The organism is Colwellia sp. BRX8-7 (assembly GCF_014077275.1).
In the GTDB taxonomy this organism is placed as follows: Bacteria; Pseudomonadota; Gammaproteobacteria; order Enterobacterales; family Alteromonadaceae; genus Colwellia_A.
Genome location: NZ_JACGVP010000004.1, coordinates 1 through 25149, shown reverse-complemented (window position 1 = coordinate 25149; position 25149 = coordinate 1). Strand labels below are relative to the sequence as shown.

Below are 25149 nucleotides of genomic sequence, written 5' to 3'. Positions count from 1 at the left end.
TTGTGGTGATTCCTTTATGCTGGGTCAATTAACAGCGCCAAAAAATTTATGTTTATTACGCTTATCTGCTATCGGAGACGTTTGTCACGCCGTAGCTATGGTGCAACAAATTCAACGTTTTTATCCTCAAACAAAAATTACTTGGGTGATAGGCAAAGTAGAGGCGAACTTATTACAAGGCTTGCCACAGGTAAAATTTGTCATATTTGATAAGAAAGCAGGCTTAAAAGGCTATCGGGATTTACGTGCTGAGTTAGCCGATCAAAAATTTGATGTGCTATTACATATGCAAGTAGCCTTGCGTGCCAGTTTAGCGAGTTGCTGTATTAAAGCAAAAGTAAAAATAGGTTTCGACCGTAAACGAGCTAAAGAAGGCCAGTGGCTTTTCACTAATCATCAGATAGCGCCACAACATCAACCACATGTACTTGATGGTTTTATTGGTTTTGCAGAAGCTATCGGTGTTCCCAGCGAAAGTCCTAGCTGGCAAATGCCCATTGGTGACGAAAACGAACTTTGGGCAAGTGAGCGGCTATCGTTAGCATCAGATAAACCTATTGCGGTTATTTCGCCAGCAGCAAGTAAAGCTGAGAGAAATTGGCATGCCGAAGGTTATGCAAAAATGGCCGATTATTTAACAGGGTTAGGTTTTCAAGTGGTTATTTGTGGCGGACCGACCACATTAGAAACATTACTAGCCACTGAGATTATCAGTTTAAGCCAATCCAATCTTGTTAATCTTGTTGGCCAAACCAATTTGAAACAGCTACTTGGTGTGCTTAAAATAGCTCATTTGGTGATAGCTCCTGATACTGGGCCAGCGCACATGGCAGTCACTGTTGGCACACCCGTTATTGGCTTGTACGCGCACAGTAATCCTTGCCGTACCGGGCCATATTTATATCAAAACTATGTAGTAAGTTGCTACCAACATACTGCCCAAGAACAATATAGACAACCTCTTGAACAGCTACCTTGGGGGATTCGCGCCAAAGGTAGTGATTTAATGAATGGTATTACTTTCAGCCAAGTTAAAGAAAAACTGCACCTACTTCTTGATGAACACTACCCTGAGTTTCTCCTTAAATAATAGTGACGGTTAAACTGCCTCACATCAGCTATAAATTCAAAACAAGGTCTTGCATTATTTTAGCGAGACCAGGGATCCTTGCGCCACATTTAACTTAACAAGCAACAACAACCGAATAACAGTTATCGGGAAAAAGACAATAAAGTAATTTTATTTGTTGCAAATGATAATCACTATCATTAGTATTCGCACCAAGTAAATTTATCTCTCAATTTTTCTCTTAGGAATAACAATGAAGTATTCACCTGTCTGCTTAGCAATTTTCGTTGGCTTAACGCCTTTTTCATCAAGTGCCAATGAAAGCGCTACAAATAATAGCTCTGTTGAAGTTATTGAAGTTAAAGGTAGTTATTTTAATAACTATAAAGTTGACCAAGCACATGGCGCAATGCGGACCAATGTTTCTTTATTAGAAACTTCTCAGTCGGTCACCGTTATTCCCAACTCGGTAATAGCAGAACAACTAGCGACAACATTAGGCGAAGTATTAACCAATGACGCAAGTTTAACTGCCGGCTCTAAACAACGTAATCGTGAAGTATTCAATCTACGCGGCTTTGAACTAAGTTCTTCCAATGGCTACCTTAGAGATGGCCACCAGCATTGGTCACACTACCAACAACCTATCGAAATCTTAGAAAATATCGAAGTGATTAAAGGTCCTTCAAGTATTTTATATGGTCAATCAGGGCCTGGTGGATTAGTGAATATGGTGACAAAAAAGCCAACAGCTAAAACATTATTTACGCTAGGTGTTGATGTTGACCAAGAAGGTTCAAGCCGATTATCGTTAGATGCTGGTGGCTCGTTAACTGATGATGAGTCATTACGTTACAGAGGTGTACTGGTGAAACAAGATGCTAAATATCAGCATGAGTACCAAAACAATGAACAACGTCAGCGCGATCGTTTTCTAGGTGCGTTAGTCATTGACTATGATATTTCAGACGATGCCATGGTACGCCTTCATTATGACCGAACAGACGATGAAGCAGGGTTAGATACAGGTTCTTGGTTAGATGAAAAAGGCGATGTTATTGGTCATGATAAAACCATTCGTGATATGTCTTGGGCATTTACTGACATTACCGTTGAAAATATCGGTGTTGATATCAACTATGCATTAAATAATCAGTGGCAAGTTGCACTCGGCTACAATGAACAAAGCTTTAAACGCCAACGATTTGAATCGTCTCCTAAAAAACCCACAACTTTTTTAGAGGGTGATAGCTATACCTCAAAACCCTACGACCGTTTTGATGACTGGCAGTTTAAAACTGCTTTTATCGATTTTACTGGAGAATTTACCCTCGCTGGTCTCGATCATCAATTATTAATTGGCGCTAATTCTTTAGACTATTACTACGGACAACGTAAAGTAAATGGCGAGTCAATTGACTACTCCAGCGACCAAGAAGAGCCAGCACGACCTGATATCAGCTACACAACTGACGATTCACTTTACACCAGTGCCTATGATTACTATGGCATTTATTTACAAGACTTAATCACCTTAAATGATCAATGGCAAATATCGGTCGGAGGACGTTACGACAAGCAAAGTAAAGAAGGCGCGAACAATGAGTCGTTCTTGCCTAAAGCTGGGCTTTTATTTCATCCTGATGCCCAAACCACTTTCTACGCGAGTTATTCCGAAGGGTTTGAACCCCAGAGCAGCGAAACACTCGAAAACGATAGAGATATTAATCATGGCATGAAGCTCGAGGCCATGACATCTAAACAACTTGAAATCGGCTCTAAGTGGCAATTATTTGATGAACGTTTATTAGTAACGACCGCTATTTTTGATATTACCAAAACAGGAAAGTTAATCACTGAAACAATCGACGGCGATCCTAATTTTGATACGCAAACTGAACAGGCAGGTGAGCAGCGTCACAAAGGTTTCGAAGTTGCTGCGCAAGGCGCAATAAACGATAAGCTCTTTGTTATGGCATCCTTAATGAACTTAGCCGCAAAATACGACAAAGATGAAAATTATCAAGGAAAAACCCCTGTTGATGCTCCCGAGTGGTCAGCATCAATTTGGTCTCGTTATGAATTAACGGACCAACTTGCTCTTAATGCGGGTGCATTTTATCAAGGTGAACGTTTTGCCGATAGCAATAATACTATATCCAAAGATGCTTATACCCGTATCGATGTTGGAGCAACCTATAAGACCACAATAAGTGGCCAAGGTGTTGATTTCCGCTTCAACATACAAAACTTGCTCGATACTGATTACCTTGCTGGTGGTGGTATATCTAGCGTTACCGCAGGCGACGGAATTAGATACCGATTAGCCGCACAGATATCATTCTAAATTGACTAAAAATAATGGGTAACAAATAGTTATTTGTTACCCATTAATAAATTAAAGACCCTAACACCTGCTATGCAAATAAATAAAAGTACCTTAAGTTTTTCTCGCCTGATTCATGTCTATGTGTCGATGGCATTGTTGAGCTTACTGCTCTTTTTTTCAGTAACCGGCATTACCCTCAATCATCCTGAATGGTTTCGTGACAGCAAAGCTGACGTTGTAGAAAGAGCATTAATGATTGATTTATCTATGATTAAAAATCCGCCGTTAACACCACAACAAATTGTTAATGTTTCGACAGCTATTGAGCAAAAATTGTCGGTGTCGTTAAACAACACGATTCTCGAAAGTAGCCAGGACGAGTTGTTTTTCAGTATAAAACGAGCAGGAAAAAATACCGCTATTACCCTCGATTTAGTCAGTGGAGAGTTGTTTTTTGAAGAAACTGACTACGGTTGGTGGGCGCTAATGAACGATTTACATAAGGGAAGAAATACCAGTGTTTTTTGGGGGTGGATTATTGATATAACCAGTTTACTTTGCATCCTATTTGCCCTAAGTGGCTTTATTTTAGCCATGCCACAAAGACGATTTAATCGTACCTTAACGGTAAGTTTAACCGTGACTGTCGCCATGATTTCTACCGCTATCTGGTTGATTTAAATCAATTAGCATGAACAACGCTCTCTACTTGAGTGAGCACAAAAGGAACTTATATGAAGATAAACAAAATCGGGTTATCACTTATTTTATTAAGCTTGATAAATTTTAATGCCGTTGCCAATCCGAGCAACTCAGCGCCAGCACAATTAGAGCTTGAACTGACTTTAAAGCAGCAACTCGGCGAGTATCATCCGCCCTATGTTGCGAGCTGGATTGAAAACTCACAAGGAAAACCAGTACGTACCTTATTACTTTGGCGAGAAAAAACGAAATGGTTAAAGGACATTCGACGCTGGTGGCGTAAGGTCGGTAAAAAAGATGCTGACTTTGTTGATGGTATAACTTCTGCGACTCGCGCAGCAGGCAAATATCCTCTGACTTTCTTGGCCGAAGATGATCAGAAAAAGTCACTCATAAAAGGACAATATACTTTATTTATTGAAGTAGTCAGAGAAAACGGTGGACGAGCCATTTTGCGCCAACCATTTGTATTAAATAACATAAAATCAACATTTACTTTAGCGGCAAGCCATGAAACTGATGAAATAAAATTCACTGTGCTACCGAAATAAACGTATTCATCCCCTTAACTCAAAAACGTAAACACTAGACTTGGAATATAAAATGACTTTAAAAAAAATAATCGCGTTCACCTTAACCTGTGCCATTAGTACACAAGCTTTCGCTCATTCTCGCTGGGTTTTACCAAGCCACTTTAATTTGTCTGCTGAACAAGGCGAATGGATCATGGTTGATATAACTGCATCAAATGAAACCTTTAATGTTGATAAAGCTATGGGGGCAGATTTAGTGAGAATTATTACCCCTAATGGCAAGCCATCAAGAGCGTCGTCAAGCTATAAAGGCCATAGAAAAAGTGTCATTGATTACTTCTTAAAAGATCCTGGGACCTATAAAATCACCAATAACAGTGAGGCTAGCTTTATCACCTCTTATACTATCGACGGCGACCATAAAAGACTATCAGCTAATAAGACAGAACTAACCGGCAAATTACCGGCCGAAGCTATAGCGATCAAAACCACTTATCGTTATGCAAGAATAGAGAGTTATGTCACTTTAAATGCACCGAGTGATAACTTTAAAACCGAAGGTAAATTATTAGAATTGCTACCGGTTACTCATCCATCAGATATTGCTGAAAATGAAAAGGTGACTTTCAAATTTTTATTTAATGGTAAGGCACAAAAAGATGTTGCCGTAGAAATTACCGCCGACGGCGCACGTTACCGCAATAACCCGCAAACATTAACTTTGCTCTCAAATGAAAAAGGTGAAATCACCTTCACGCCGAACGCTGCAGGTCGATATTTATTAGTTGCTGAGCACAAAGAAGACACACCAAACTCTCCTTTGGCGGACCAGCAAATGGGCAGTGTATTTTTAACATTTGAAGCACAACTTAATTAAACTAAAGTAACGTCAATAATTGTTTTACACTTCGGGCACTAGCTCCTTGGTTTTGTGTTACCACGCGGTAAGCATTTTCTCCCAATGTTTGCTGCGTTTTTTCTGATAACAAAATATCAGCAATGATTTTACTTAGCTCATCAGTCATCTTCGCACTGTATTGGTCAGTGAGCTGAACAATGCCTTTTTCAGCAACGAGTTGCTGCATAACCTCAACAAAATTACTCATATTAGGGCCAACGACAATCGGTTTTTTAAATAGCGCAGGTTCAAGGGGATTATGCCCACCGATATCCGAAAAACTGCCCCCCATAGTTACAACGCTAGCTAAAGCACACGTCGGTAACAGCTCCCCTAAACTATCGAGTAACCAAACTTGTTTATCACGAGTTACTTTTTCTTGAGTGCTGCGACGGGCAATATTATAACCTTGCGCTACACATAATGATGCGACATCATTAAAGCGCTCTGGATGGCGCGGTACAATAATGAGTAGTAATTGTGGCAAGCTTTTTAGTAATTCAGCAAACGCATTTAACGCAAGACTTTCATCCCCTTTATGAGTACTAGCAACAACCCAGATTAATCGTTCGGTTACCACAAATTCAGCCAGCTCTTGCTGCTTATCTTTTATTGTTTGATTAACACTGATGTCAAACTTCACATTTCCAGAAACCTTGCAGCGAGCAGCATCGGCACCTAAGGCTAAAAAGTGCTCATAGTTCACTTGGCTTTGACATAACACTTTATCAAAACGGTTAATTGTCGGTGTGATTAACCAAGCTAACTTGCGATAATTGTTCATTGATTTTTGTGATAAGCGGCCATTAATCAATAACAATTTTATTCCTTGATCTGCACTTTGCGCGATTAAGTTTGGCCACAACTCAGTTTCCATAAAAACCATCGCCTGTGGTTTCAATTTATTTAAAAATGCTGCCACACAAAAGGTACTGTCTAGGGGTAAATAACAATGTTGAACACGTTCCCCAAACAATTTTTTAACTTGCTCTGAACCCGTTGGAGTAAAAGTAGTGACAGTGACAACACGATGAGGTTTTGTTTCTAGCAGTTGGCTGATAAAACTCTTTAGAGCAATAACTTCACCGACACTCGCCGCATGAACGATAATGCCACCCGCTTTAAATTCTCGAGGTAAAAACCCCAAACGTTCGCTGATTCGTTGTCGATAAGCTTTTTGTTTTACTGAGCGAAACTGAAGTAACAACCAAACGATCGGGAGTAAGCAAAGAAAAACAAGTCGATATAACATTAAAGATAATTGATAACGCACAGAAAAAACTCTTTAGTTGTTGATAAACGCAGTATAGCGACTTAAGCAAACAATAAAAATACCCAAAGCCGATGGAGTTTGTTATCGTCGTGATATTAAAGGAACTAAAATAGTAGTGCAGGAAAATGAGCAAATTTCATTTCATCAAGAACGTATTCAACCATGGGTTCGCCATGGTCAGCTTTATAATACTAGCGCCTTTATTATCCGCACAAGAATATGAAGAACCAACATATAATCAAGTAGATGTTAGCCAAGTAAAGAAAAAAGATACGCCGCAAAAAGTAAAGTTTCTCGCTGACGACGATTTTGTCTTATCGGCTAATTATTATCTCGGAGACGCGCTTGGTGGCGGCGTATTATTACTCCATGACTGCTCCCACAGTAGCGAAAGCTATAATGTACTGGGTGAATTACTAGCCGAGCAAGGTATTAATGCACTAGCCATTGACTTTAGAGGCTATGGCGCAAGCGAATCTGAAGATTTTTCTCACCAAACGATAAAATACCAAGTAAAAGATATTGTTAGCTACCAAGCTGAAGTTGCCATGCTGACCTCGTATTGGGAAAAAGATGTTCTGGCGGCTTATAATTATTTGCGCAGTAAAATTGGCGAGCAACAACCTATCTCACTGGTTGCCAGCGGTTGCTCAGTCAATGAAGCGGTACGCTTAGCAGAAAAAATTCGCATTAATAGCTTTGTTATACTTTCGCCTATTATGGATCATATGGAAAAAGAGCATTATAAAAACTTAATTGATATTCCTGCTTATTTCGTCAGTTCAGCGCATCATGCCGATAGTTTTTTAACCGCCCAAGAGCTATTTTCATGGAATGGCGACCGTCACTCTACCAGCCAAATTTTTCAAGGCGTTGACCAAGGGCATAACTTATTACGCCGCAATAAGTACCTAGCAATCAACCTGACTTCATGGCTAAACACCACTTTGAACTGATCAGTAAATACGCTTTATTTTTCAAAAACAGTATCTAGGATAATAGAAGAGTTTGTCCGTTCGACCCCTTCTAGCGAACAAACTATATTAAGAATTTCATTTAACTTTTTTAATGTTTGTGCCTGAATGGTCGCTAACAAATCATATTGACCGCTAATAGAGTAGATATGACTAATATTGTGTATTTTTCTTAACGCGATACAAATATTTCGCCTAAGATTAGGATTTACTTTTAGTGATACATTTGCCGAAATTAACTGATTACTATATTCACTACCTAAAACAATACTGTAGGCTTTTATCACACCACTATTTTCTAACTTAGTTAGACGATTTTGTATCGCTGTGCGAGATACGCCAGTCGCTCTAGCAATGTCAGAAACACTTGCTCGGGCGTTGCATCGTAAAATAGCGAGTAGCTCTTCATCTTTTTCTGTAATCATCATTTATACCCGTCAACCATTAGTAAAACCAATTAGACACTAACAATAGTCATTTTGATAGTGTCACATGTCAATTTAACTAATCAAATAACCATAAAATTAACTAGTGTCACTTTTTTCAATCTTCGTCTAGGATAATAATACTATTATTATCCAAACCTATTAATAAGGAATTGTTGTGAACGACTCTTCAAACAACGCAAGTTTTTATGCACATTTAAATGATCAAATTGAGCAAGTTAAAGAAGACGGTTTATATAAAGCCGAACGTGTTATTACCACAGCACAACAACCAAACATTGCCGTAGCTAGTGGTGAAGCGGTAGTCAACTTTTGTGCTAACAATTACTTAGGTTTGGCCAATCATCCTGAGCTTATCGCCGCAGCAAAAGCAGGCTTAGACGAGCATGGTTTTGGTATGGCATCGGTACGCTTTATTTGTGGTACCCAAGATATTCACAAAACACTAGAAGCAAAATTAAGTCAATTTTTAGGCATGGAAGATACTATCCTTTATTCTTCATGTTTTGATGCTAATGCCGGATTATTTGAAACCTTATTGGGCGCCGAAGATGCGATTATCAGTGACTCATTAAACCATGCTTCAATTATTGATGGTGTGCGTTTATGTAAAGCAAAACGTTACCGTTACGCTAACAATGACGCCAGCGATTTAGAGCAACAACTCATTGCAGCTGATGCCGCTGGTGCACGTTTTAAATTAATTGCTACCGATGGCGTATTTTCGATGGACGGCGTTATCGCTAACTTAAAAGCAGTGTGTGATTTAGCTGATAAATATAATGCTTTAGTGATGGTTGATGACTCGCACGCTGTCGGGTTTGTCGGTGAAGAAGGCCGAGGTAGCCACGAATATTGTGATGTGATGGGCCGTGTTGATATTATAACCGGCACACTAGGTAAAGCTATGGGTGGCGCTTCAGGTGGTTACACCTCAGGTAAAAAAGAAACGATTGAATGGTTACGTCAACGTTCACGTCCTTACTTATTTTCTAATTCGTTAGCACCCGCTATTGTTAATGCGTCAATTACCGTGATTGATTTATTAGCCGAGGGTGGCAAATTACGTAAAACATTAAAAGACAATGCTCGTTACTTTCGCACAAATATGGAAGCTGCTGGTTTTACCTGTGCGGGCGCTGACCACGCGATTATCCCAGTGATGTTAGGCGACGCAAAAGTAGCCAGTGAAATGGCGAGCCGCTTATTAGCGGAAGGTATCTACGTGATTGGCTTTTCATTCCCAGTAGTTCCTAAAGGGCAAGCACGTATTCGAACTCAAATCTCAGCCGCTCATACCCAAGAGCAACTTGATAAAGCCATTTCTGCCTTTATTCGTATTGGCAAAGCAATGAACATTATTGGTTAAGGTTAGGATTAAAGGAAATACCATGAAAGCATTAGCAAAGTTAAAAGCCGAACCCGGCATTTGGATGACTGAGAGTGAAAAACCACAACTTGGTCATAATGATTTATTAATTAAAATTAAAAAAACCGCTATTTGTGGCACCGACATTCATATTTACAACTGGGACGAATGGGCACAAAAAACCATTCCCGTTCCTATGGTAGTCGGGCATGAGTATGCGGGTGAAGTGGTCGGTATTGGTCAAGAAGTCAAAGGCTTTGCTTTAGGTGACCGGGTGTCTGGCGAAGGGCATATTACCTGTGGTCATTGCCGAAATTGTCGCGGTGGTCGTACACATTTATGCCGAAATACTGTCGGTGTCGGTGTTAACCGAGAAGGCTCATTTGCTGAATATTTAGTGATCCCTGCTTATAATGCGTTTAAATTACCCGATGAAATATCTGACGATTTAGCTGCGATATTCGACCCTTTTGGCAATGCTGTTCATACGGCTTTGTCTTTTGATTTGGTCGGTGAAGATGTACTTATTACTGGCGCAGGTCCTATTGGCATTATGGCAGCAGCCGTCGCTAAACATGTCGGTGCGCGCCATGTTGTTATTACTGACATTAATGAATATCGCTTAGATTTGGCCCGAAAAATGGGCGCCACTCGAGCGGTTAATGTCAGTAAAGAAAGTTTAACTGATGTGATGACCGAACTAGGGATGACTGAAGGCTTTGACGTTGGCATGGAAATGTCGGGCGTACCTATGGCCTTTAAAGCTATGTTAGAAAACATGAATAACGGCGGCAAAATCGCTATGCTCGGTATTCCTGGTCAAGATATGGCCATTGATTGGAGCCAAGTTATTTTTAAAGGCTTAACAATTAAAGGTATTTACGGTCGTGAAATGTTTGAGACTTGGTACAAAATGGCGAGCTTAATTCAGTCAGGTTTAGACTTATCACCGATTATTACTCATCATTTTGATATTGATGATTTTCAAAAAGGCTTTGATACCATGCGTTCAGGCCTTTCTGGTAAAGTTATCTTAAACTGGGAAAGTTAAACCTTTTGGTTTAATCAACTGACCTGTTAATGAAAATATAAAGCCAGCTAAAAAGCTGGCTTTTTTATTAACAATGCTGCTCTTGCTATCGGTAAGCAAGTTTAGAGATGAAATACCCCATCAATTCGTTATAATAAACATTATTTATTTTTCACCTCTTTTATAAGGTAATATTGTGACAACTCCCGGTAATTTATTTATTCTTTCCGCACCTAGCGGTGCAGGAAAATCTAGTTTAATTAAAGCCTTATTATCTCAAGAGTCGGCAAGACCGATGCAAGTGTCAGTTTCTCACACCACACGAGCACCTCGTCCGGGTGAAAATAACGCTGAACATTACCATTTTATTAATGTTGAGCAATTTCAAAAGCAGATTAAACAAAATGAGTTTTATGAGTATGCTGAAGTTTTTGGTAACTATTATGGCACCTCAGCATCTGCGATAGATAAACAACTTGCACAAGGTATTGATGTTTTTCTTGATATCGACTGGCAAGGCGCCAAGCAAGTACGGATAAAACAACCCAGTGTCACCACAATTTTTATTAGTCCCCCTTCAAAAGCAGAACTTGAAAACCGTTTAAAAAAGCGCGGACAAGATAGCGATGCCACCATTAAATCTCGTATGGCACAAGCAAAAGCAGAATGCTCGCACTACACTGAGTTTGACTACATTATTGTTAATAACGACTTTACTCAGGCGCTGAGCGACTTAACCACCATCGTTAATAACCAACGCCTAAAATGTCAGCAACAAGCGATAACGCATCAATTGATGTTCGATGAATTATTAAAAGACTAATATTTCTACTGTATTTTCACCTAGTATAGGTATATACCTTGCTTAATCGCCTGTAGCTCAGTAAACTACGGCACTATTTTATAAATTTTAAGTTGGAGTGACCAAATGGCTCGCGTAACTGTTGAAGGTGCTGTAGAAAAAGTAGGCAATCGTTTTGACTTGGTGTTAATCGCATCACGTCGTGCTCGTCAAATTGCCACAGGTGGTAAAGATCCTTTAGTTGACCCTGAAAATGACAAGCCTACCGTTATAGCTTTACGTGAAATTGAAGCCGGTTTAATCACTACTGAAGTAATGAACAATAGCGACCGTCATGAACAAGTTCAGCAAGACTCTGCAGAACTTGCTGCTGTTGCAGCCATTGTTGGTGGCGCTCAGCCACAGCTATAAAATCTTTTGTCGCCTTATAGCGACGAGATATAAACTAAACGCGTAATCATTGTTAATGATACGCGTTTTTTATTGTCAGTATTTAACGAATAACGTATTGTGTTATGCTGACTCAAAGCTTTGACTGGCGGTAATAAGACCGTTCAGCTTAATCATCAAGGATTCAATGCGTGTACCTTTTTGAACCATTAAAAGAACTTGTTTCAAGCTATCTTTCTAAAGTACAAATTGACTTATTAAAGCAAGCTTACCTTGTTGCGCGTGAAGCGCATGAAGGACAAATGCGTTCAAGCGGTGAGCCTTATATTACTCATCCGGTAGCCGTTGCTTTAAACCTAGCAAAAATGCACCTTGACCATGAAACCTTAATGGCGGCATTACTCCATGATGTTATTGAGGATACTCCGGTAACTAAAGACGAATTAGCCGAATTATTTGGCTATACCGTTGCTGAATTAGTTGAAGGTGTCAGTAAGCTTGATAAATTAAAGTTTGATAACAAAGAAGAGATGCAAGCGGAAAACTTCCGTAAAATGATACTTGCCATGGTGCAAGACATACGTGTAATTCTGATTAAACTTGCCGACCGCACACACAACATGCGCACGCTCGAATCTTTACGTCCAGATAAACGTCGACGTATTGCCCGTGAAACATTAGAAATTTACGCCCCCATTGCTAACCGTTTGGGTATTCACGATATTAAAAGTGAATTAGAAGTTTTAGGTTTTGAAGCCCTTTACCCGATGCGCGCACGTGCGTTAAAGTCAGCGGTAAAAAAAGCCCGTGGTAATCGCAAAGAAATTATTAATAACATTCAAGAAGAAATTGCGGCTCGTCTTAAAGAAAGTGGGATTGAAGCGCAAGTTATTGGCCGAGAAAAGCACCTTTATTCTATCTATCGTAAAATGCTCAATAAAGAATTAATGTTCAATGAAGTCATGGACATTTACGCTTTTCGTGTCATCGTAGAGAATAAGATCGATAATTGTTACCGAACACTTGGCGCTGTGCATAACTTATTCAAACCAATTGAAAGCCGCTTTAAAGATTATATCGCTATTCCCAAAACAAATGGTTATCAATCGCTGCATACTTCACTGATTGGTCCACATGGCATCCCTGTTGAAATTCAAATTCGTACACAAGATATGGATCAAATGGCAGACAAAGGGGTAGCCGCTCACTGGTTGTACAAACAAGACGGCGACAAGAGTGGCACCACAGCTCAAATGAAAGCTCGTCGTTGGATGCAAAGTTTATTAGAATTACAACAAAGTGCTGGTAGTTCATTTGAATTTATTGAGAACGTAAAGTCAGACTTATTTCCTGAAGAAATTTATGTCTTTACCCCAGACGGACGTATTATTGAATTGCCGATGGGCGCAACTGCTGTCGATTTTGCTTATGCTGTTCACACTGATGTTGGTAATTCATGTGTCGGGGTTAAGGTCGATCGTAAACCTTATCCACTAAGTCGAGCTATTGATTCAGGGCAAACCATTGAGGTTATTACGTCTTCTGCTGCTCGACCGAATGCCACTTGGTTAAACTTTGTTGTTACTGCTAAAGCACGCTTACAAATTCGTACTTATTTACGTTCACAAGAGCAAACAGAATCTTATGGTTTAGGGCGACGTTTATTAAGTCATGCCTTAGGTAAAGTCCATATCGAAGATATTGACCAAGCAAAAATTGATCAGGTTGTTAAAGAGACCGGTAATACCAGTCTTGATGGTCTACTCGTCAATATTGGCTTAGGTAATGCGTTAAGCATAGGTATTGCTAGACGATTAACCGATGAATTTACTATAGATAGTGCAGAAAGTGGCTTCGCTGATCCAAACAGTAAAACCAAAATGCCAATAAAAGGCAGCGAAGGTATGTTGGTCAGTTACGGAAAATGTTGCCGTCCTATTCCAGGAGACGCTATATTAGCTTACTTGAGTCCTGGTAAAGGTTTAATGGTGCATCAACAAGGTTGTCGTAACATTAAAAACCATGAACAAGGTAGCTTATTTCCAGTAAAATGGGACAGTGACATTAACCGAGACTTCATTGCAAAATTACGTATTGAAATAATGAATCATCAAGGTGCACTCGCCGCATTGACCAATGTTATTGCTAAGTGTGAATCCAATGTTCATGCGTTAAATTCTGGTGAAAAAGACTCGGGACTATATGCGATTGACATGGAAATAACCTGTCGAGACCGCGTTCATTTAGCCGATATTATTCGAAAAATAAAAGTGATGATTGATGTTCAGCGTGTTGTGCGCAATAAGTAGTCAATCATCTTTAACAAAATTACTATGTAGGAAATACTATGAAAACAATTATCAGTACAGATAACGCACCCAGTGCAATCGGCACATACAGCCAAGCGGTAAAAGTTAATAATACCGTTTACCTTTCAGGCCAGATCCCTCTTATTCCAGAGACAATGACTGTTGTTTCTGAAGACTTTACCGAACAAACTAATCAAGTATTTAAGAACTTAGTTGCGGTATGTGAAGCCGCAGGCGGTAATATTAACGATATGGTGAAGGTAAATATCTTCATGATGGATCTCGCCAACTTCGCAACAGTAAACGAAGTAATGAGTCAATATTTTCAACAACCCTACCCAGCACGCGCTGCGGTACAAGTTTCTCGTTTACCCAAAGACGTATTAATTGAAATAGATGGCGTGATGGAATTACCTAACGTCGGCTAATTTTCGCTGTTAACTATAAAGTATATTGTCCCTCCTTAAATTTAATGGTTGCACCTAGCCATTAAATTTAAGAGCAAGTTGTCAAAAATAGGTAAGCAATCTCGTATACAGATTTGTTTAGCGATTTTTAGATGATGAACCATAAAGTGTAGATGTGAAGTGTAATGACTCCTGAAAGATTAAAAAGAATAAACGCGATGCTCGATAAACGCCAACCAGATTTAACTGTTTGTATGGAAGGTGTTCATAAATCACATAACCTTGCCGCAGTTGTTCGCACCGCCGATGCTGTTGGCGTTAGTGATGTACATGCCATCTGGAAAAGTGATGAAATGGAAGTACGTGGCGGCAGTGCTGCGGGTAGTCAAAACTGGATTGATGTGCACAACTACACGACAACTAAAGATGCTATTGATGAATTAAAAAAGCAAGGCATGCAAATATTGGTGACCAACCTTTCTGATAGCGCTGTAGATTTTCGTGAGATCGATTACACCAAACCAACGGCTATTATTTTAGGCCAAGAAAAGTTTGGTGCTTCAGACATTGCACTTGCAATGGCCGATCAAGATATTGTTATTCCTATGGTTGGCATGGTGCAATCGTTAAACGTTTCTGTCGCTTCGTCTGTGGTTTTGTATGAAGCACAACGTCAACGTCAATTAGCTGGAATGTATGACACTGCTCGAATTGATGATAATCGCCGTCAGCGTTTCTTATTTGAAGGTGGACATCCTATTTTTGCTGAAGCATGTAAACGTAAGGGCTTACCTTATCCTGTGATTGATGAAGAGGGACAAATCATTGCCTCTGAACCATGGTGGGAACAGATGCAAATGACTCAAGCGGCTTGGAAAGCATTAGATAATTAATCGACAGCATTGCTGAAATTTTATAGCTAAGCCCTTAAATATGCCATTTAGGTGATTTGACTATATGATAAAAGGACAATAACTTAGTGTCAAAAGGGCTAGCCAAACTCGCACAAATAGCCATCACCAGCTTAAAAGGTGTTGGTCCAAGCATGGCAGAAAAACTTGAAAAAGTTGGCTTGCGCTCACTACAAGATTTACTTTTTCATTTACCCAATCGTTATGAAGACCGGACTCGTGTTACCGCAATACGAGACTGTTTTCCTGGTGTTTTCACTAATATTATTGGTGAAATCACCGGTAGCCAAATCATTAATGGCAAGGGACGTATGTTACTGGTTACCGTTCAAGATGCTTCAGGAACCGTAACCTTACGTTTTTTTCGCTTTAGCGCTGCACAAAAAAATAGCTTAGCATTAGGGCTGAACATTCGCTGTTATGGTGAAATTAAACGTGGCGCTCGTGGTTTTGAAATAATTCATCCTGAGTATAAATCCCTTGATGAAGACCAGCCTTTAACCGAGGTAGAAGAAACACTAACCCCCGTTTACCCAACAACTGAAGGCTTACGGCAAATAACTTTACGTAACTTAACCGAGCAAGCGTTAATTAGATTAGAACGAGGCCAAGTTGAAGAGTTATTACCTGATGAGTTTAATTTGCAAAATTATTCTCTTGCGCAAGCTTTGGCGCTTATTCATCGTCCACCCCCTGAAACTTCAGTGATACAACTGGAAGAGGGTAAGCATCCAGCACAGTTGCGATTAATAAAAGAAGAATTATTAGCGCATAATTTAAGTATGCTGAAATTACGCCAGTCTAGTGATGCTCATCGTTCAATCTCTTTAATCGATGATCAAGTACTCAGTGATAAATTTTTAGCCTCATTACCTTTTTCACCCACCAATGCTCAAGTGAGAGTGGTAAAAGAAATTCGTCAGGACCTGATGAAAACTCAGCCAATGATGCGCTTAGTACAAGGTGATGTGGGTTCAGGAAAAACCTTAGTAGCGGCACTTGCAGCACTCACCGCTATCAGTAAAGGCTTTCAGGTTGCCTTAATGGCGCCAACAGAAATATTAGCAGAACAACATGCCCTTAATTTTAAAAACTGGTTTGAACCGCTTGATATCAGCGTCGGCTGGCTAGCTGGAAAAACGAAGGCAAAAGCAAGACGTAGCGCACTAGAGCATATCGAAAATGGTAGTATGCAGATGATTGTTGGTACCCATGCTTTATTTCAAGATAAAGTTATCTTTCATAATTTAACACTGATTATTATTGATGAACAACATCGCTTTGGTGTACATCAGCGTTTATCACTACGCGAAAAAGGCGCTTTTGAGGGTAATTATCCGCATCAATTGATTATGACAGCAACTCCGATCCCTCGCACGTTAGCCATGACTGCCTATGCCGATTTAGACACCTCTATTATTGATGAACTTCCCCCAGGAAGAACCCCGATAAATACCATCGCCTTACCTGACACACGCCGTGAAGATGTAGTTGAACGCATTCGAAAAGGCTGTGTAGAAGACAATCGACAAGCTTATTGGGTGTGTACATTAATTGAAGAGTCTGAAGTATTACAATGCCAAGCAGCAGAAGACACGGCGGTGTATTTACAAGAACAACTAGCAGAATTAAAAATTGGTTTGATACACGGAAGAATGAAAGCCGCTGAAAAACAGTCAGTAATGGAAACGTTTAAAAAAGGCGAACTAGACTTATTGGTGGCGACAACCGTTATTGAGGTCGGTGTTGATGTCCCCAATTCCAGCTTAATGGTCATTGAAAACCCTGAACGGTTAGGCTTAGCGCAACTCCATCAGCTACGTGGTCGTGTAGGAAGAGGTACAGTCGCTTCACATTGTGTCTTAATGTATAAAAGCCCACTCTCTAAAACCGCAACCAAACGCTTAGCGGTATTACGTGAAAGTAATGACGGCTTTGTTATCGCACAAAAAGACTTAGAAATACGAGGTCCAGGTGAATTTTTAGGTACCAAGCAAACGGGTCTCGCCGATCTAAAAATAGCAGACTTGCTCAGAGATGCGCATTTAATTCCAGAAGTACAGCAACATGCTTATCTTATTTGGAAAAAACACCCACAAAATGCCCAAGCGATTATTCAGCGTTGGATGGGAGACCGCGAATACTTTACCAATGCTTAGGCTGCTTTATATGGAAAATAAACAGCTAAGCAAAGACAAAAATCCCAAGTTACTTTCTTATTATTCTCAATAAACACAAGCTCAACAATAAACCAAAGCTTATTGCTCCTCCACCTGAGGTTTTCACTTTTGCTGGTGCGGTAACAACAACAGCAGGTGCTTTACTAACCGTGATGCTTCTGGTCGTTTTAACGCTAAGGCCTGTGCTATCCATTACCGTTAATTCAACACTATAGGTACCAGCCTGAGAAAAAGTGTGACTAGGGTTTTGTATGTTACTGGTACTATTATCATCAAAATCCCAAGCATAACTATATTGTGAATCCCCCCCGACTGGACTTGAAGTAAAGGTCACCACTAAATCATTAGCTGAATGAGAAAATGAAACGCTTAAATCGGACGCTTCCGAGGAGCTTGAAAGTGTTACGGTTGCCGAAGTACTATCAGAGCTTTGCAAGTCGACCTTCATACTAAAATCGAGTTTGGGTAGGATAACACCAGACTCAGGTTGACTTGGCGAAGAGTAATCATTGGAATCGCTAAAGAAACTCTTTGCAACATTATGCACATCACCGTTAAAAGGTTGTTGGTCGTATAAACTAAATGCCGCGTCGTGTATCTGATATGCCGAATTTCTGTTACTGCCATTAGACGCCTTTACTAAGTTTTGATCAGCATCAACCACACCGATAAATAACTGGCCAGCATGTTCATCTACCTTATTGTCAGCAATATTTTCATTACGATACCAAAGTAAAACACCCGCATCGTAGCCGATATTTTTTAAGCGGCTATCAACACTGGTATGACTGCGTAATTGAACATAATAGTAATGGGGTAAACCGGCAATTTTATCAGCTAAACGGCTAAAGCCCGCAAGTGTAGCTTGATTTTCTACTTCGCCATCGATAGCAAAGATCTCGCTCGCACTATTGAATACTTTTATTTCATCTGCGACAAAGCCATAACCCCCTTCCGCTTGATCGGTAACATAATTAATTTTAATGACAACACTTTTTCCAGCAAAGCTAGCAAGATCAAAGGTTAAATCAGTCCATTTTAAATCACCTTCTGCATTGGCAATATCCGCTGAATTTCCGCTGATATATTCACCTATGCTGGGGTAATATGGATTGCTATTTTGGCTGTGATTTCCCTTAATCACGGTGTCGTTTACTAATACCTGCAGGTAATCATAGTCTTGTTCTATTTCCCAGCGCGCTTTCATCGACAATGTCGGGGTACCTGCTGGCAGGTCGACTGAGAACGACATACTGTTTTCCAACATATCACCCTTATTAGAATAAAATTGATATTCTCCCGCGTAAGCAGCTGGAAAATCTAATACAGAGGGCGGTAAGTTCACCTTAATCTGGTTAACCGCAGTATGATCAACCGTACTAACCAAGGAGATACTCTCATTGTTTAATGTCGCAAAATCAACTTGCCGTTGAGTTATCCAGTTGCCTTGATAACGCTCCTGTAGATAATCACGGGCCAAAGGACTAAAAGCAGATGGGCGAGTTCCTGCTGGAGAGCCCAGCCAAGTACCAGAAGCCATAACTGACCATTCTGAAACGGGCGCCCCAATATCACTACTATCGATATCATATTCGTCAAGTAAACCTAAATCATGACCAAATTCATGGACAACAACGCCCGGAGCCGCATCAATCGGATTAATGGTATAACCAAACGCTTTTATCTCAGAGCCAGGAATAGTGGCTGGTTGATCACCCGCATCATTGAGCACAAAACTTCGATGTGACCAAATAGCATCTTCGGCTAAATTACCACCACCGGCTTCCTCACCGATACTCGCATGGAAAAGCATAATATGATCAATAATACCGTCAGGTTCATTAACATTTCCGTCTCCGTCAAAATCAAATAAATCAGTTTTGTCGTAAGGGGATAAATCTAAACCATTAGCAACAAGTTGTGTAACTGCTTCAACAACAAGCGCCTTAACATTTTGATCATTTTCGGTTTCTTCGTCGTTACTACCATAATAACTGGCATTATTCTCTGCAGTCACCCAGCCCTTAACTTGGCCGGTAAAAAAGAATTTCTGACCAGACTCATGTTGATAATATTGATAAGCCGATTCAATATTTTGTCCTGATGGACCATCAAATCCACTCGTAGAAAATAAGAGCTCATTATAATGAGCAGGCGAATAATTCGCATAAAACATATCGGTATCATTCGCTGACAAACCATTATCGTTATGCTTTAAATCATTAAAATCGATCAGTATCGCTAAAATATTAACCGTGGTTTCAACGTCAGCATCCGCTGTTTCTTGTAATAAATAATGGGCTATTTGCGTTTTTTTCAATTGACTATTGAAGCCCATCTTTTCACGGCGTTCTCCACTACTAAAACGTTCAGCGGCCACCACTTTTTTTGATAAGGCCTGAGGCAAAACTTTAGGTTGAAATGACTTTTTTATCAGATAGTTAGACAGTGCTTGTTTTTTTTGTTGATCAGTGGCGTTTATTGACAATTCACCTCTTTTTTCTAACCAATAGAGAATACGCTCTTTGTTAATAACACCAGCATCTGCTGGTGAACTTTTTGAAAAACGTTTTATATCATCAGTATTCTCTGCTCGTAAAGGCAGCTGACTTATCAAGACCAACAAAGCTAATAGATAGGGTATCTTCATGAGTTTTCCTCGTGTCACTTGTTATTTAGCACAGTTTTTCAAAGCCGCGTTTTTCTTACGAATATAGTTATTAACTGCATGCTCTATTTCTTCATTAGATAATGAACCATCAATTTTACCATTGGCAATTAACCGCTCTTTTAACTTTTTCGTGTTTTTAAGTGGTGGTATCGTTGACTGGCGACAAACAACTTTTTTTATAATAACTTGTTCGCTGCTATTTTTAGCGGTTAGTGCTGCTGTTTGCTGACACCCCAGTAATAAAGTCATTACGACCCCTAAATAAAATTTCATAACATCGCCGTATGTAACAATAATATTAACCATAATACAGCATATTAATTAGTGGATAAAGTTTAACCAGCACAGTCCATTTAATAAAAAACCCCACCACTTGATTTCAAGTGTTAATAATTGCGAAAAAATACGGTAAACTGTCAGTAATTTTAGTGATAAGTGAATGTTAGATGGCCGCTCAACAAGATAATCATCAAGAAAATGGATCAAATTCTTCAAGTGACAACACCACACATTTTGGCTTTCAAACGGTAGATAAAAACGAGAAAGAGTCAAAGGTTGCCAGTGTATTTCACTCTGTCGCCGCGCAATATGATGTAATGAATGACCTAATGTCTTTTGGTATTCATCGCCTTTGGAAACGCTTCACCATAGATGCTAGTGGCGTACGTCCTGGTAACAAAGTACTAGATTTAGCCGGTGGTACTGGCGATTTAACCGCAAAATTTTCACAGCTAGTTGGTCGTGAAGGCAAGGTTATTCTTGCTGATATTAATAGCTCTATGCTCAATGTTGGTCGAGATAAGTTACGTGACAAAGGTTTAGTACAAAATATTGAATACGTACAAGCTAATGCACAATACTTACCCTTTGAAGACAACACCTTTGATATTGTCACCATAGCTTTTGGTTTACGTAACGTTACTGACAAAGATATGGCGCTAAGATCTATTTATCGCGTATTAAAACCCGGTGGTCGTTTATTGGTGCTAGAGTTTTCAAAACCAGAACATCAGTTAATCAGTAAGGCTTACGACTTTTATTCTTTTAATATTCTTCCTAAAATGGGCGAATTAGTGGCTAAAGATGGTGATAGCTATCAATATTTAGCCGAGTCTATTCGCATGCACCCTGATCAAGAAACATTAAAAGAAATGATGGATTCGGCGGGTTTTGAACAGACAAGTTTCAAAAACCTTACCGGTGGTGTTGTTGCTCTGCACAAAGGGTATAAATTTTAATCGTGACAAACTTCAGTAGTCAGTTAATGTTTCAACAAACGCTTTGTTCAACCGTAGAGTTTGCCTTTAATCAGGCACTCGCAATCAGTGTTAAGGGTGCCCGTGTTTTGCAGACCTTAGAAGAAAAAACATTGACCATTTTATTATCTGAGTTAGGTTTTCCACTAAGTTTCTCTGTTAATAACAACAAAGTGTTAGTGACTGGCCTAACTGAACGTAGCGACTGTACAATAAATACGAGTATAAAAACCTTACGTGAACTAAAGAAAGAGCAACAAATTACAGAGTTAATCAAGCAAGAGAAACTTGATGTTCAAGGTGACATTAAAGTTGCTCAACAGTTTGCTAATATTGCCCAATCATTAGATATCGATTGGCAAAGCGAAATTGCTCAACATATTGGTGATATTCCTACTTATAAGTTGTCGCAGTTAAGTAAGCGCTGGGCGAAAAAAATTAATTTTGCCACACAACAGATACAAGCCGACGCCAGCGAATGGCTAGTGCATGAAAAACGCTTAGTGGTTACAGCCAGTCAACTCGGTAATTTTAGTGAACAGGTTACTGAAATAACTAAGCAAACAAATACAGTAGCGGAACGTATTCAGCGACTTGCTGAAAAAATAACTCCCTTAACTTAATTCTCAAGGAACATTGTGAGCAGTTTACGACTTTATCGCATCATTAAAACATTTCTTCAATTTGGTCTTGATGAACTGATCCCAAGCCATATGATACCTTGGTATGCAAAATTCATTCGCTTTACATTATTCTGGTTACGTAATAAACACCAAGATAAGCCTTCAGCCTTGCGACTTCGCCTAGCGATTGAATCTTTAGGTCCGGTGTTTGTAAAGTTTGGCCAGATGTTGTCAACCCGTCGTGACTTACTTCCTGAAGATTTTGCCAACGAACTGGCATTGCTGCAAGATCAAGTACCTGCTTTTGATGGTGAATTAGCCAAAGCTATTGTTTTAGAAGCCATAGGTGAAGAAACATTTAATCAGCATTTTAGTGATTTTAATAGTAAACCTCTTGCTTCGGCGTCAATTGCCCAAGTGCATACAGCCACCTTGCTGCAAGACGGACAACCTTTTGAAGTAGTCCTTAAAGTTTTACGTCCCAACATTACTGAGACAATTTTAGCTGACGTAAAAGTCATGTCGCTATTTGCGGGTGTTGTCGCTAAATTTTTACCTGATGGTAAACGACTACGCCCAAAAGAGGTCGTTAATGAATACCGAAAAACGATTGTTGACGAACTAGATCTCAACCGTGAAGCCGCGAATGCAACCTTATTAAAGCACAATTTTTCCCAGGGTAATGCCAGCGATAGCGTATTATATGTACCCAAGGTTTATAGTGATTTTAGCCATGAAAACGTAATGGTTATGGAACGTATTTATGGTATTGGCGTTGGAGAGATAGCGACACTTCAAGGGCTTGGTGTAGACATGAAATTACTTGCTGAACGTGGGGTTGAAGTGTTTTTTACCCAAGTATTTCGTGACAGCTTTTTTCATGCTGATATGCATCCAGGCAATGTTTTTGTCGATGCAACAAACCCTGCCGATCCAACATGGATAGCGATAGATTTTGGTATCTGTGGTACGTTAAACCGTGAAGATAAACGCTACTTGGCCGAAAATTTTGTCGCGTTTTTTAATAGAGATTATCGGAAAGTTGCCGAGCTTCATGTCGACTCTGGCTGGGTACCAAGCGAGACCAGTGTTGATGAGTTTGAATTTGCTATTCGCACTGTTTGCGAACCGATATTCAACAAACCCTTATCAGAAATATCTTTTGGGCAAGTGCTGGTAAGCCTTTTTAACACCGCCAGACGATTCAATATGGAAGTGCAACCACAATTAGTTTTATTACAGAAAACCTTACTCTATATCGAAGGCTTAGGCCGACAACTATACCCACAACTCGACTTATGGCAAACAGCTAAACCTTTCCTAGAGAATTGGGTAAAACAGCAAATGGGTGTTAAAGCCGTATTTAAAAAGATAAAAGAAAATCTGCCTTTTTGGAATGAAAAACTGCCTGAAATACCAGACCTGCTTTATGATTATTTAAAAACGACCCAAGTAACCCGTCAAAAGCAAATGCACTTGTTCACTGAATTAAAAACGCAGCAACACAAAAATCATAAAGTTATTATTGGTACTTTGCTTTTTAGTACCTTATGTATTTGTGCAGCCATTATATTTCACTAATACCTGCTTCAACTGACTGAGTAGATATCAGTAATGAGGTTATCTCACATTAACCTAAGCTGAGATAATTACTTAAGGAGTTATGCGTTCGAGGACTAAATCTAAGTTAACGTTATCGGCTTAGGACGAAATAAATTTTTTGAGACAACAAAGCATTATTATTTTGTGCCTATTTGAGGTCTTAACTACTAGTGTTATAAAGGCCGCTAACCAACAATATAATCGCTAACGTAACGACCTTTAACGACGACTAAGGCCAAAACCTACCTGTTTTGGCCTTAATCAACCCTAAAAACAGTCCTTTTTACCACCATTGCTGCCAGTCAATTTTGAATTATTAACGATCACTCTGTGCGCATTGCTGACCTTAGCTACTGGTTATTCTTTAGGGCAAGTGATAGCCAACAGCGGTCATTAAGTTTTGTGAAACCATGACCGTATTTTGAGTATTATTAGCTAGGATTTTCTACTTGGCTGTGAGACTGGTTTCAAGCTCAAAGCCGACTGTGGAGTTCAAACTAGTAACAACTGATAAAACTCCGTTAATACGCATTTATTAAGTTTAATTACCTTGTTTTATTCGAAATCCGTTAATATCAACGAATATAGTTTATCGCCTAAAATCAACATCTTGAGCTTGTGGTGATACCAACGAACAACATATCAAACCAACTGATTACAAGTCCCTTAGTAGGTGGTAAATGAGTGTTGAATTTACTGGCCTGTAGTGTTTTTCAGGTAGTGAATTACAACAATTATCACCACTGAGTTTTATTCAATTACACTACTGAAATACGTATTTTGATAGTTTTATCAGATTTATATAATGATTTATCTGTAGTTATCAGTGAAATTCTATACTCTAAATTCGATTAGATACTAAAGCTAATCTAAATTCATGTTTGTAAATATTATCTAATATATTAAAATGATTGATGAGTTGTATAGTGTCAGATTTCTTTACAGTACTGAATTGCTGAAATACATCTAAATAGACATCATATTGAAATTGTTAAAATTATTATGCCAGCCATGATAATGCTACACAATAATAATGCTCTGAAACACGGCTATCCATTGGCCAACAACAAGGCATGTACTTCATCTTGTAAGCCTTTGTATATCGACTTTTATATGTTTTGATTAAATGAATGAATTTCAAGCAAGCTTTACTTCTCCCCCAAGGTAGCTGTATTTTTCTTGCTGTTTTTGAATGTAGCTATGTTTACGCGCTATTCAAACAAGCTTGGGCATTGGCTTTACCGTGTGCTCGCTTTAACCCCACGTGCTCAGTAAATTCACACAAATGCTCTGCGGTACCTACTGCGCCAGTGAATATACCTTCAAAGTTTGTGGTGAGTTTGAGCCAACTGTCATCGCTGATGTGAAGTCTTGA

General features: G+C 39.4%; 21 protein-coding genes. 17 read left to right on the top strand and 4 right to left on the bottom strand.

Annotation, left to right across the window (positions count from 1 at the left end; genetic code table 11):
- Positions 1–16: 16 nt before the first annotated feature.
- From H4J57_RS04970 to H4J57_RS04950, 5 genes are all read left to right on the top strand, one after another.
- Positions 17–1090, top strand: coding sequence for a glycosyltransferase family 9 protein (locus tag H4J57_RS04970; RefSeq protein ID WP_182242132.1), 1074 nt, complete (start codon positions 17–19; stop codon positions 1088–1090).
- Between the two features lie 232 nt (positions 1091–1322).
- Positions 1323–3416 carry a TonB-dependent siderophore receptor gene (locus H4J57_RS04965; RefSeq protein WP_182242131.1) on the top strand — a complete coding sequence of 698 codons (2094 nt, stop codon included), beginning with the start codon at positions 1323–1325 and terminating at the stop codon, positions 3414–3416.
- Positions 3417–3488: 72 nt separating this feature from the next.
- Positions 3489–4079 (top strand): PepSY-associated TM helix domain-containing protein, encoded by a 591-nt coding sequence (locus H4J57_RS04960; protein WP_182242130.1) that lies wholly within the window; start codon positions 3489–3491, stop codon positions 4077–4079.
- 53 nt (positions 4080–4132) lie between these two features.
- Positions 4133–4651 carry a DUF2271 domain-containing protein gene (locus H4J57_RS04955; protein WP_182214554.1) on the top strand — a complete coding sequence of 173 codons (519 nt, stop codon included), beginning with the start codon at positions 4133–4135 and terminating at the stop codon, positions 4649–4651.
- 52 nt (positions 4652–4703) lie between these two features.
- Positions 4704–5510: a DUF4198 domain-containing protein gene (locus tag H4J57_RS04950; RefSeq protein ID WP_182242129.1), complete on the top strand. Its 807-nt coding sequence runs from the start codon at positions 4704–4706 to the stop codon at positions 5508–5510.
- A 1-nt stretch (position 5511) separates the two neighbouring features.
- On the opposite strand, the gene waaA is transcribed toward H4J57_RS04950, so the two are convergent.
- Positions 5512–6804 (bottom strand): lipid IV(A) 3-deoxy-D-manno-octulosonic acid transferase, encoded by a 1293-nt coding sequence (waaA, locus tag H4J57_RS04945; RefSeq protein WP_182242128.1) that lies wholly within the window; start codon positions 6802–6804, stop codon positions 5512–5514.
- Between the two features lie 173 nt (positions 6805–6977).
- On the opposite strand from waaA, the gene H4J57_RS04940 reads away from it, so the two are divergent.
- Positions 6978–7760, top strand: a complete 783-nt coding sequence (locus H4J57_RS04940) for a serine aminopeptidase domain-containing protein (RefSeq protein WP_182242127.1) — start codon at positions 6978–6980, stop codon at positions 7758–7760.
- Positions 7761–7774: 14 nt separating this feature from the next.
- Here the strand turns inward: H4J57_RS04940 and H4J57_RS04935 are convergent, their stop codons facing one another.
- Positions 7775–8206, bottom strand: a complete 432-nt coding sequence (locus H4J57_RS04935) for an Lrp/AsnC family transcriptional regulator (protein ID WP_404842490.1) — start codon at positions 8204–8206, stop codon at positions 7775–7777.
- Positions 8207–8381: 175 nt separating this feature from the next.
- Here H4J57_RS04935 and H4J57_RS04930 point away from each other — a divergent pair, with 175 nt between their 5' ends.
- The 8 genes from H4J57_RS04930 (at position 8382) to recG (ending at position 17601) form a co-directional block, all read left to right on the top strand.
- Entirely contained in the window at positions 8382–9593 is a 1212-nt protein-coding gene (locus tag H4J57_RS04930; RefSeq protein WP_070375405.1) for a glycine C-acetyltransferase, read from the top strand.
- Between the two features lie 22 nt (positions 9594–9615).
- Positions 9616–10644: an L-threonine 3-dehydrogenase gene (gene tdh / locus H4J57_RS04925; protein WP_070375404.1), complete on the top strand. Its 1029-nt coding sequence runs from the start codon at positions 9616–9618 to the stop codon at positions 10642–10644.
- A gap of 175 nt (positions 10645–10819) precedes the next feature.
- Positions 10820–11446, top strand: a complete 627-nt coding sequence (gene gmk, locus H4J57_RS04920; protein ID WP_182175052.1) for a guanylate kinase — start codon at positions 10820–10822, stop codon at positions 11444–11446.
- Positions 11447–11551: 105 nt separating this feature from the next.
- Positions 11552–11836: a DNA-directed RNA polymerase subunit omega gene (rpoZ, locus tag H4J57_RS04915; protein ID WP_070375402.1), complete on the top strand. Its 285-nt coding sequence runs from the start codon at positions 11552–11554 to the stop codon at positions 11834–11836.
- Positions 11837–12006: 170 nt separating this feature from the next.
- Positions 12007–14124, top strand: a complete 2118-nt coding sequence (gene spoT / locus H4J57_RS04910) for a bifunctional GTP diphosphokinase/guanosine-3',5'-bis pyrophosphate 3'-pyrophosphohydrolase (protein ID WP_070375401.1) — start codon at positions 12007–12009, stop codon at positions 14122–14124.
- 38 nt (positions 14125–14162) lie between these two features.
- On the top strand, positions 14163–14552 hold the full coding sequence (locus H4J57_RS04905; protein ID WP_070375400.1) for a RidA family protein: 390 nt from the start codon (positions 14163–14165) through the stop codon (positions 14550–14552).
- 164 nt (positions 14553–14716) lie between these two features.
- Complete coding sequence (gene trmH / locus H4J57_RS04900) at positions 14717–15424, top strand: tRNA (guanosine(18)-2'-O)-methyltransferase TrmH (RefSeq protein WP_070375399.1); 708 nt, start codon at positions 14717–14719, stop codon at positions 15422–15424.
- An 86-nt stretch (positions 15425–15510) separates the two neighbouring features.
- Positions 15511–17601, top strand: a complete 2091-nt coding sequence (gene recG, locus H4J57_RS04895; RefSeq protein ID WP_310733702.1) for an ATP-dependent DNA helicase RecG — start codon at positions 15511–15513, stop codon at positions 17599–17601.
- Between the two features lie 49 nt (positions 17602–17650).
- Here recG and H4J57_RS04890 read toward each other — a convergent pair whose 3' ends face one another.
- Positions 17651–20272 (bottom strand): immune inhibitor A domain-containing protein, encoded by a 2622-nt coding sequence (locus H4J57_RS04890; protein ID WP_182242126.1) that lies wholly within the window; start codon positions 20270–20272, stop codon positions 17651–17653.
- Between the two features lie 21 nt (positions 20273–20293).
- Positions 20294–20566 (bottom strand): hypothetical protein, encoded by a 273-nt coding sequence (locus H4J57_RS04885; RefSeq protein WP_182242125.1) that lies wholly within the window; start codon positions 20564–20566, stop codon positions 20294–20296.
- Between the two features lie 173 nt (positions 20567–20739).
- Between H4J57_RS04885 and ubiE the strand changes: the two genes are divergently transcribed.
- The 3 genes from ubiE to ubiB are packed head-to-tail and all read left to right on the top strand — an operon-like array spanning position 20740 to position 23753.
- Positions 20740–21531 (top strand): bifunctional demethylmenaquinone methyltransferase/2-methoxy-6-polyprenyl-1,4-benzoquinol methylase UbiE, encoded by a 792-nt coding sequence (gene ubiE, locus H4J57_RS04880; protein WP_070375394.1) that lies wholly within the window; start codon positions 20740–20742, stop codon positions 21529–21531.
- A gap of 26 nt (positions 21532–21557) precedes the next feature.
- The gene (locus H4J57_RS04875) at positions 21558–22172 is read left to right on the top strand and encodes an SCP2 domain-containing protein (protein WP_182242124.1); all 615 of its coding nucleotides are present in this window, start codon (positions 21558–21560) and stop codon (positions 22170–22172) included.
- A 15-nt stretch (positions 22173–22187) separates the two neighbouring features.
- Positions 22188–23753 carry a ubiquinone biosynthesis regulatory protein kinase UbiB gene (ubiB, locus tag H4J57_RS04870; RefSeq protein WP_182242123.1) on the top strand — a complete coding sequence of 522 codons (1566 nt, stop codon included), beginning with the start codon at positions 22188–22190 and terminating at the stop codon, positions 23751–23753.
- Positions 23754–25149: the final 1396 nt, after the last annotated feature.

What these genes read in the sequence shown, in the direction of transcription:
- ubiE (WP_070375394.1), top strand. Translation starts at nt 20,740, where the DNA reads ATGGCCGCTCAACAAGATAATCATCAAGAAAATGGATCAAATTCTTCA.
- H4J57_RS04935 (WP_404842490.1), bottom strand. Translation starts at nt 8,206, where the DNA reads ATGATGATTACAGAAAAAGATGAAGAGCTACTCGCTATTTTACGATGC.
- H4J57_RS04950 (WP_182242129.1), top strand. Translation starts at nt 4,704, where the DNA reads ATGACTTTAAAAAAAATAATCGCGTTCACCTTAACCTGTGCCATTAGT.
- H4J57_RS04905 (WP_070375400.1), top strand. Translation starts at nt 14,163, where the DNA reads ATGAAAACAATTATCAGTACAGATAACGCACCCAGTGCAATCGGCACA.
- trmH (WP_070375399.1), top strand. Translation starts at nt 14,717, where the DNA reads ATGACTCCTGAAAGATTAAAAAGAATAAACGCGATGCTCGATAAACGC.
- H4J57_RS04965 (WP_182242131.1), top strand. Translation starts at nt 1,323, where the DNA reads ATGAAGTATTCACCTGTCTGCTTAGCAATTTTCGTTGGCTTAACGCCT.
- H4J57_RS04885 (WP_182242125.1), bottom strand. Translation starts at nt 20,566, where the DNA reads ATGAAATTTTATTTAGGGGTCGTAATGACTTTATTACTGGGGTGTCAG.
- H4J57_RS04875 (WP_182242124.1), top strand. Translation starts at nt 21,558, where the DNA reads ATGTTTCAACAAACGCTTTGTTCAACCGTAGAGTTTGCCTTTAATCAG.
- rpoZ (WP_070375402.1), top strand. Translation starts at nt 11,552, where the DNA reads ATGGCTCGCGTAACTGTTGAAGGTGCTGTAGAAAAAGTAGGCAATCGT.
- H4J57_RS04970 (WP_182242132.1), top strand. Translation starts at nt 17, where the DNA reads ATGCTGGGTCAATTAACAGCGCCAAAAAATTTATGTTTATTACGCTTA.
- tdh (WP_070375404.1), top strand. Translation starts at nt 9,616, where the DNA reads ATGAAAGCATTAGCAAAGTTAAAAGCCGAACCCGGCATTTGGATGACT.
- H4J57_RS04960 (WP_182242130.1), top strand. Translation starts at nt 3,489, where the DNA reads ATGCAAATAAATAAAAGTACCTTAAGTTTTTCTCGCCTGATTCATGTC.
- H4J57_RS04955 (WP_182214554.1), top strand. Translation starts at nt 4,133, where the DNA reads ATGAAGATAAACAAAATCGGGTTATCACTTATTTTATTAAGCTTGATA.
- H4J57_RS04890 (WP_182242126.1), bottom strand. Translation starts at nt 20,272, where the DNA reads ATGAAGATACCCTATCTATTAGCTTTGTTGGTCTTGATAAGTCAGCTG.
- H4J57_RS04940 (WP_182242127.1), top strand. Translation starts at nt 6,978, where the DNA reads ATGGTCAGCTTTATAATACTAGCGCCTTTATTATCCGCACAAGAATAT.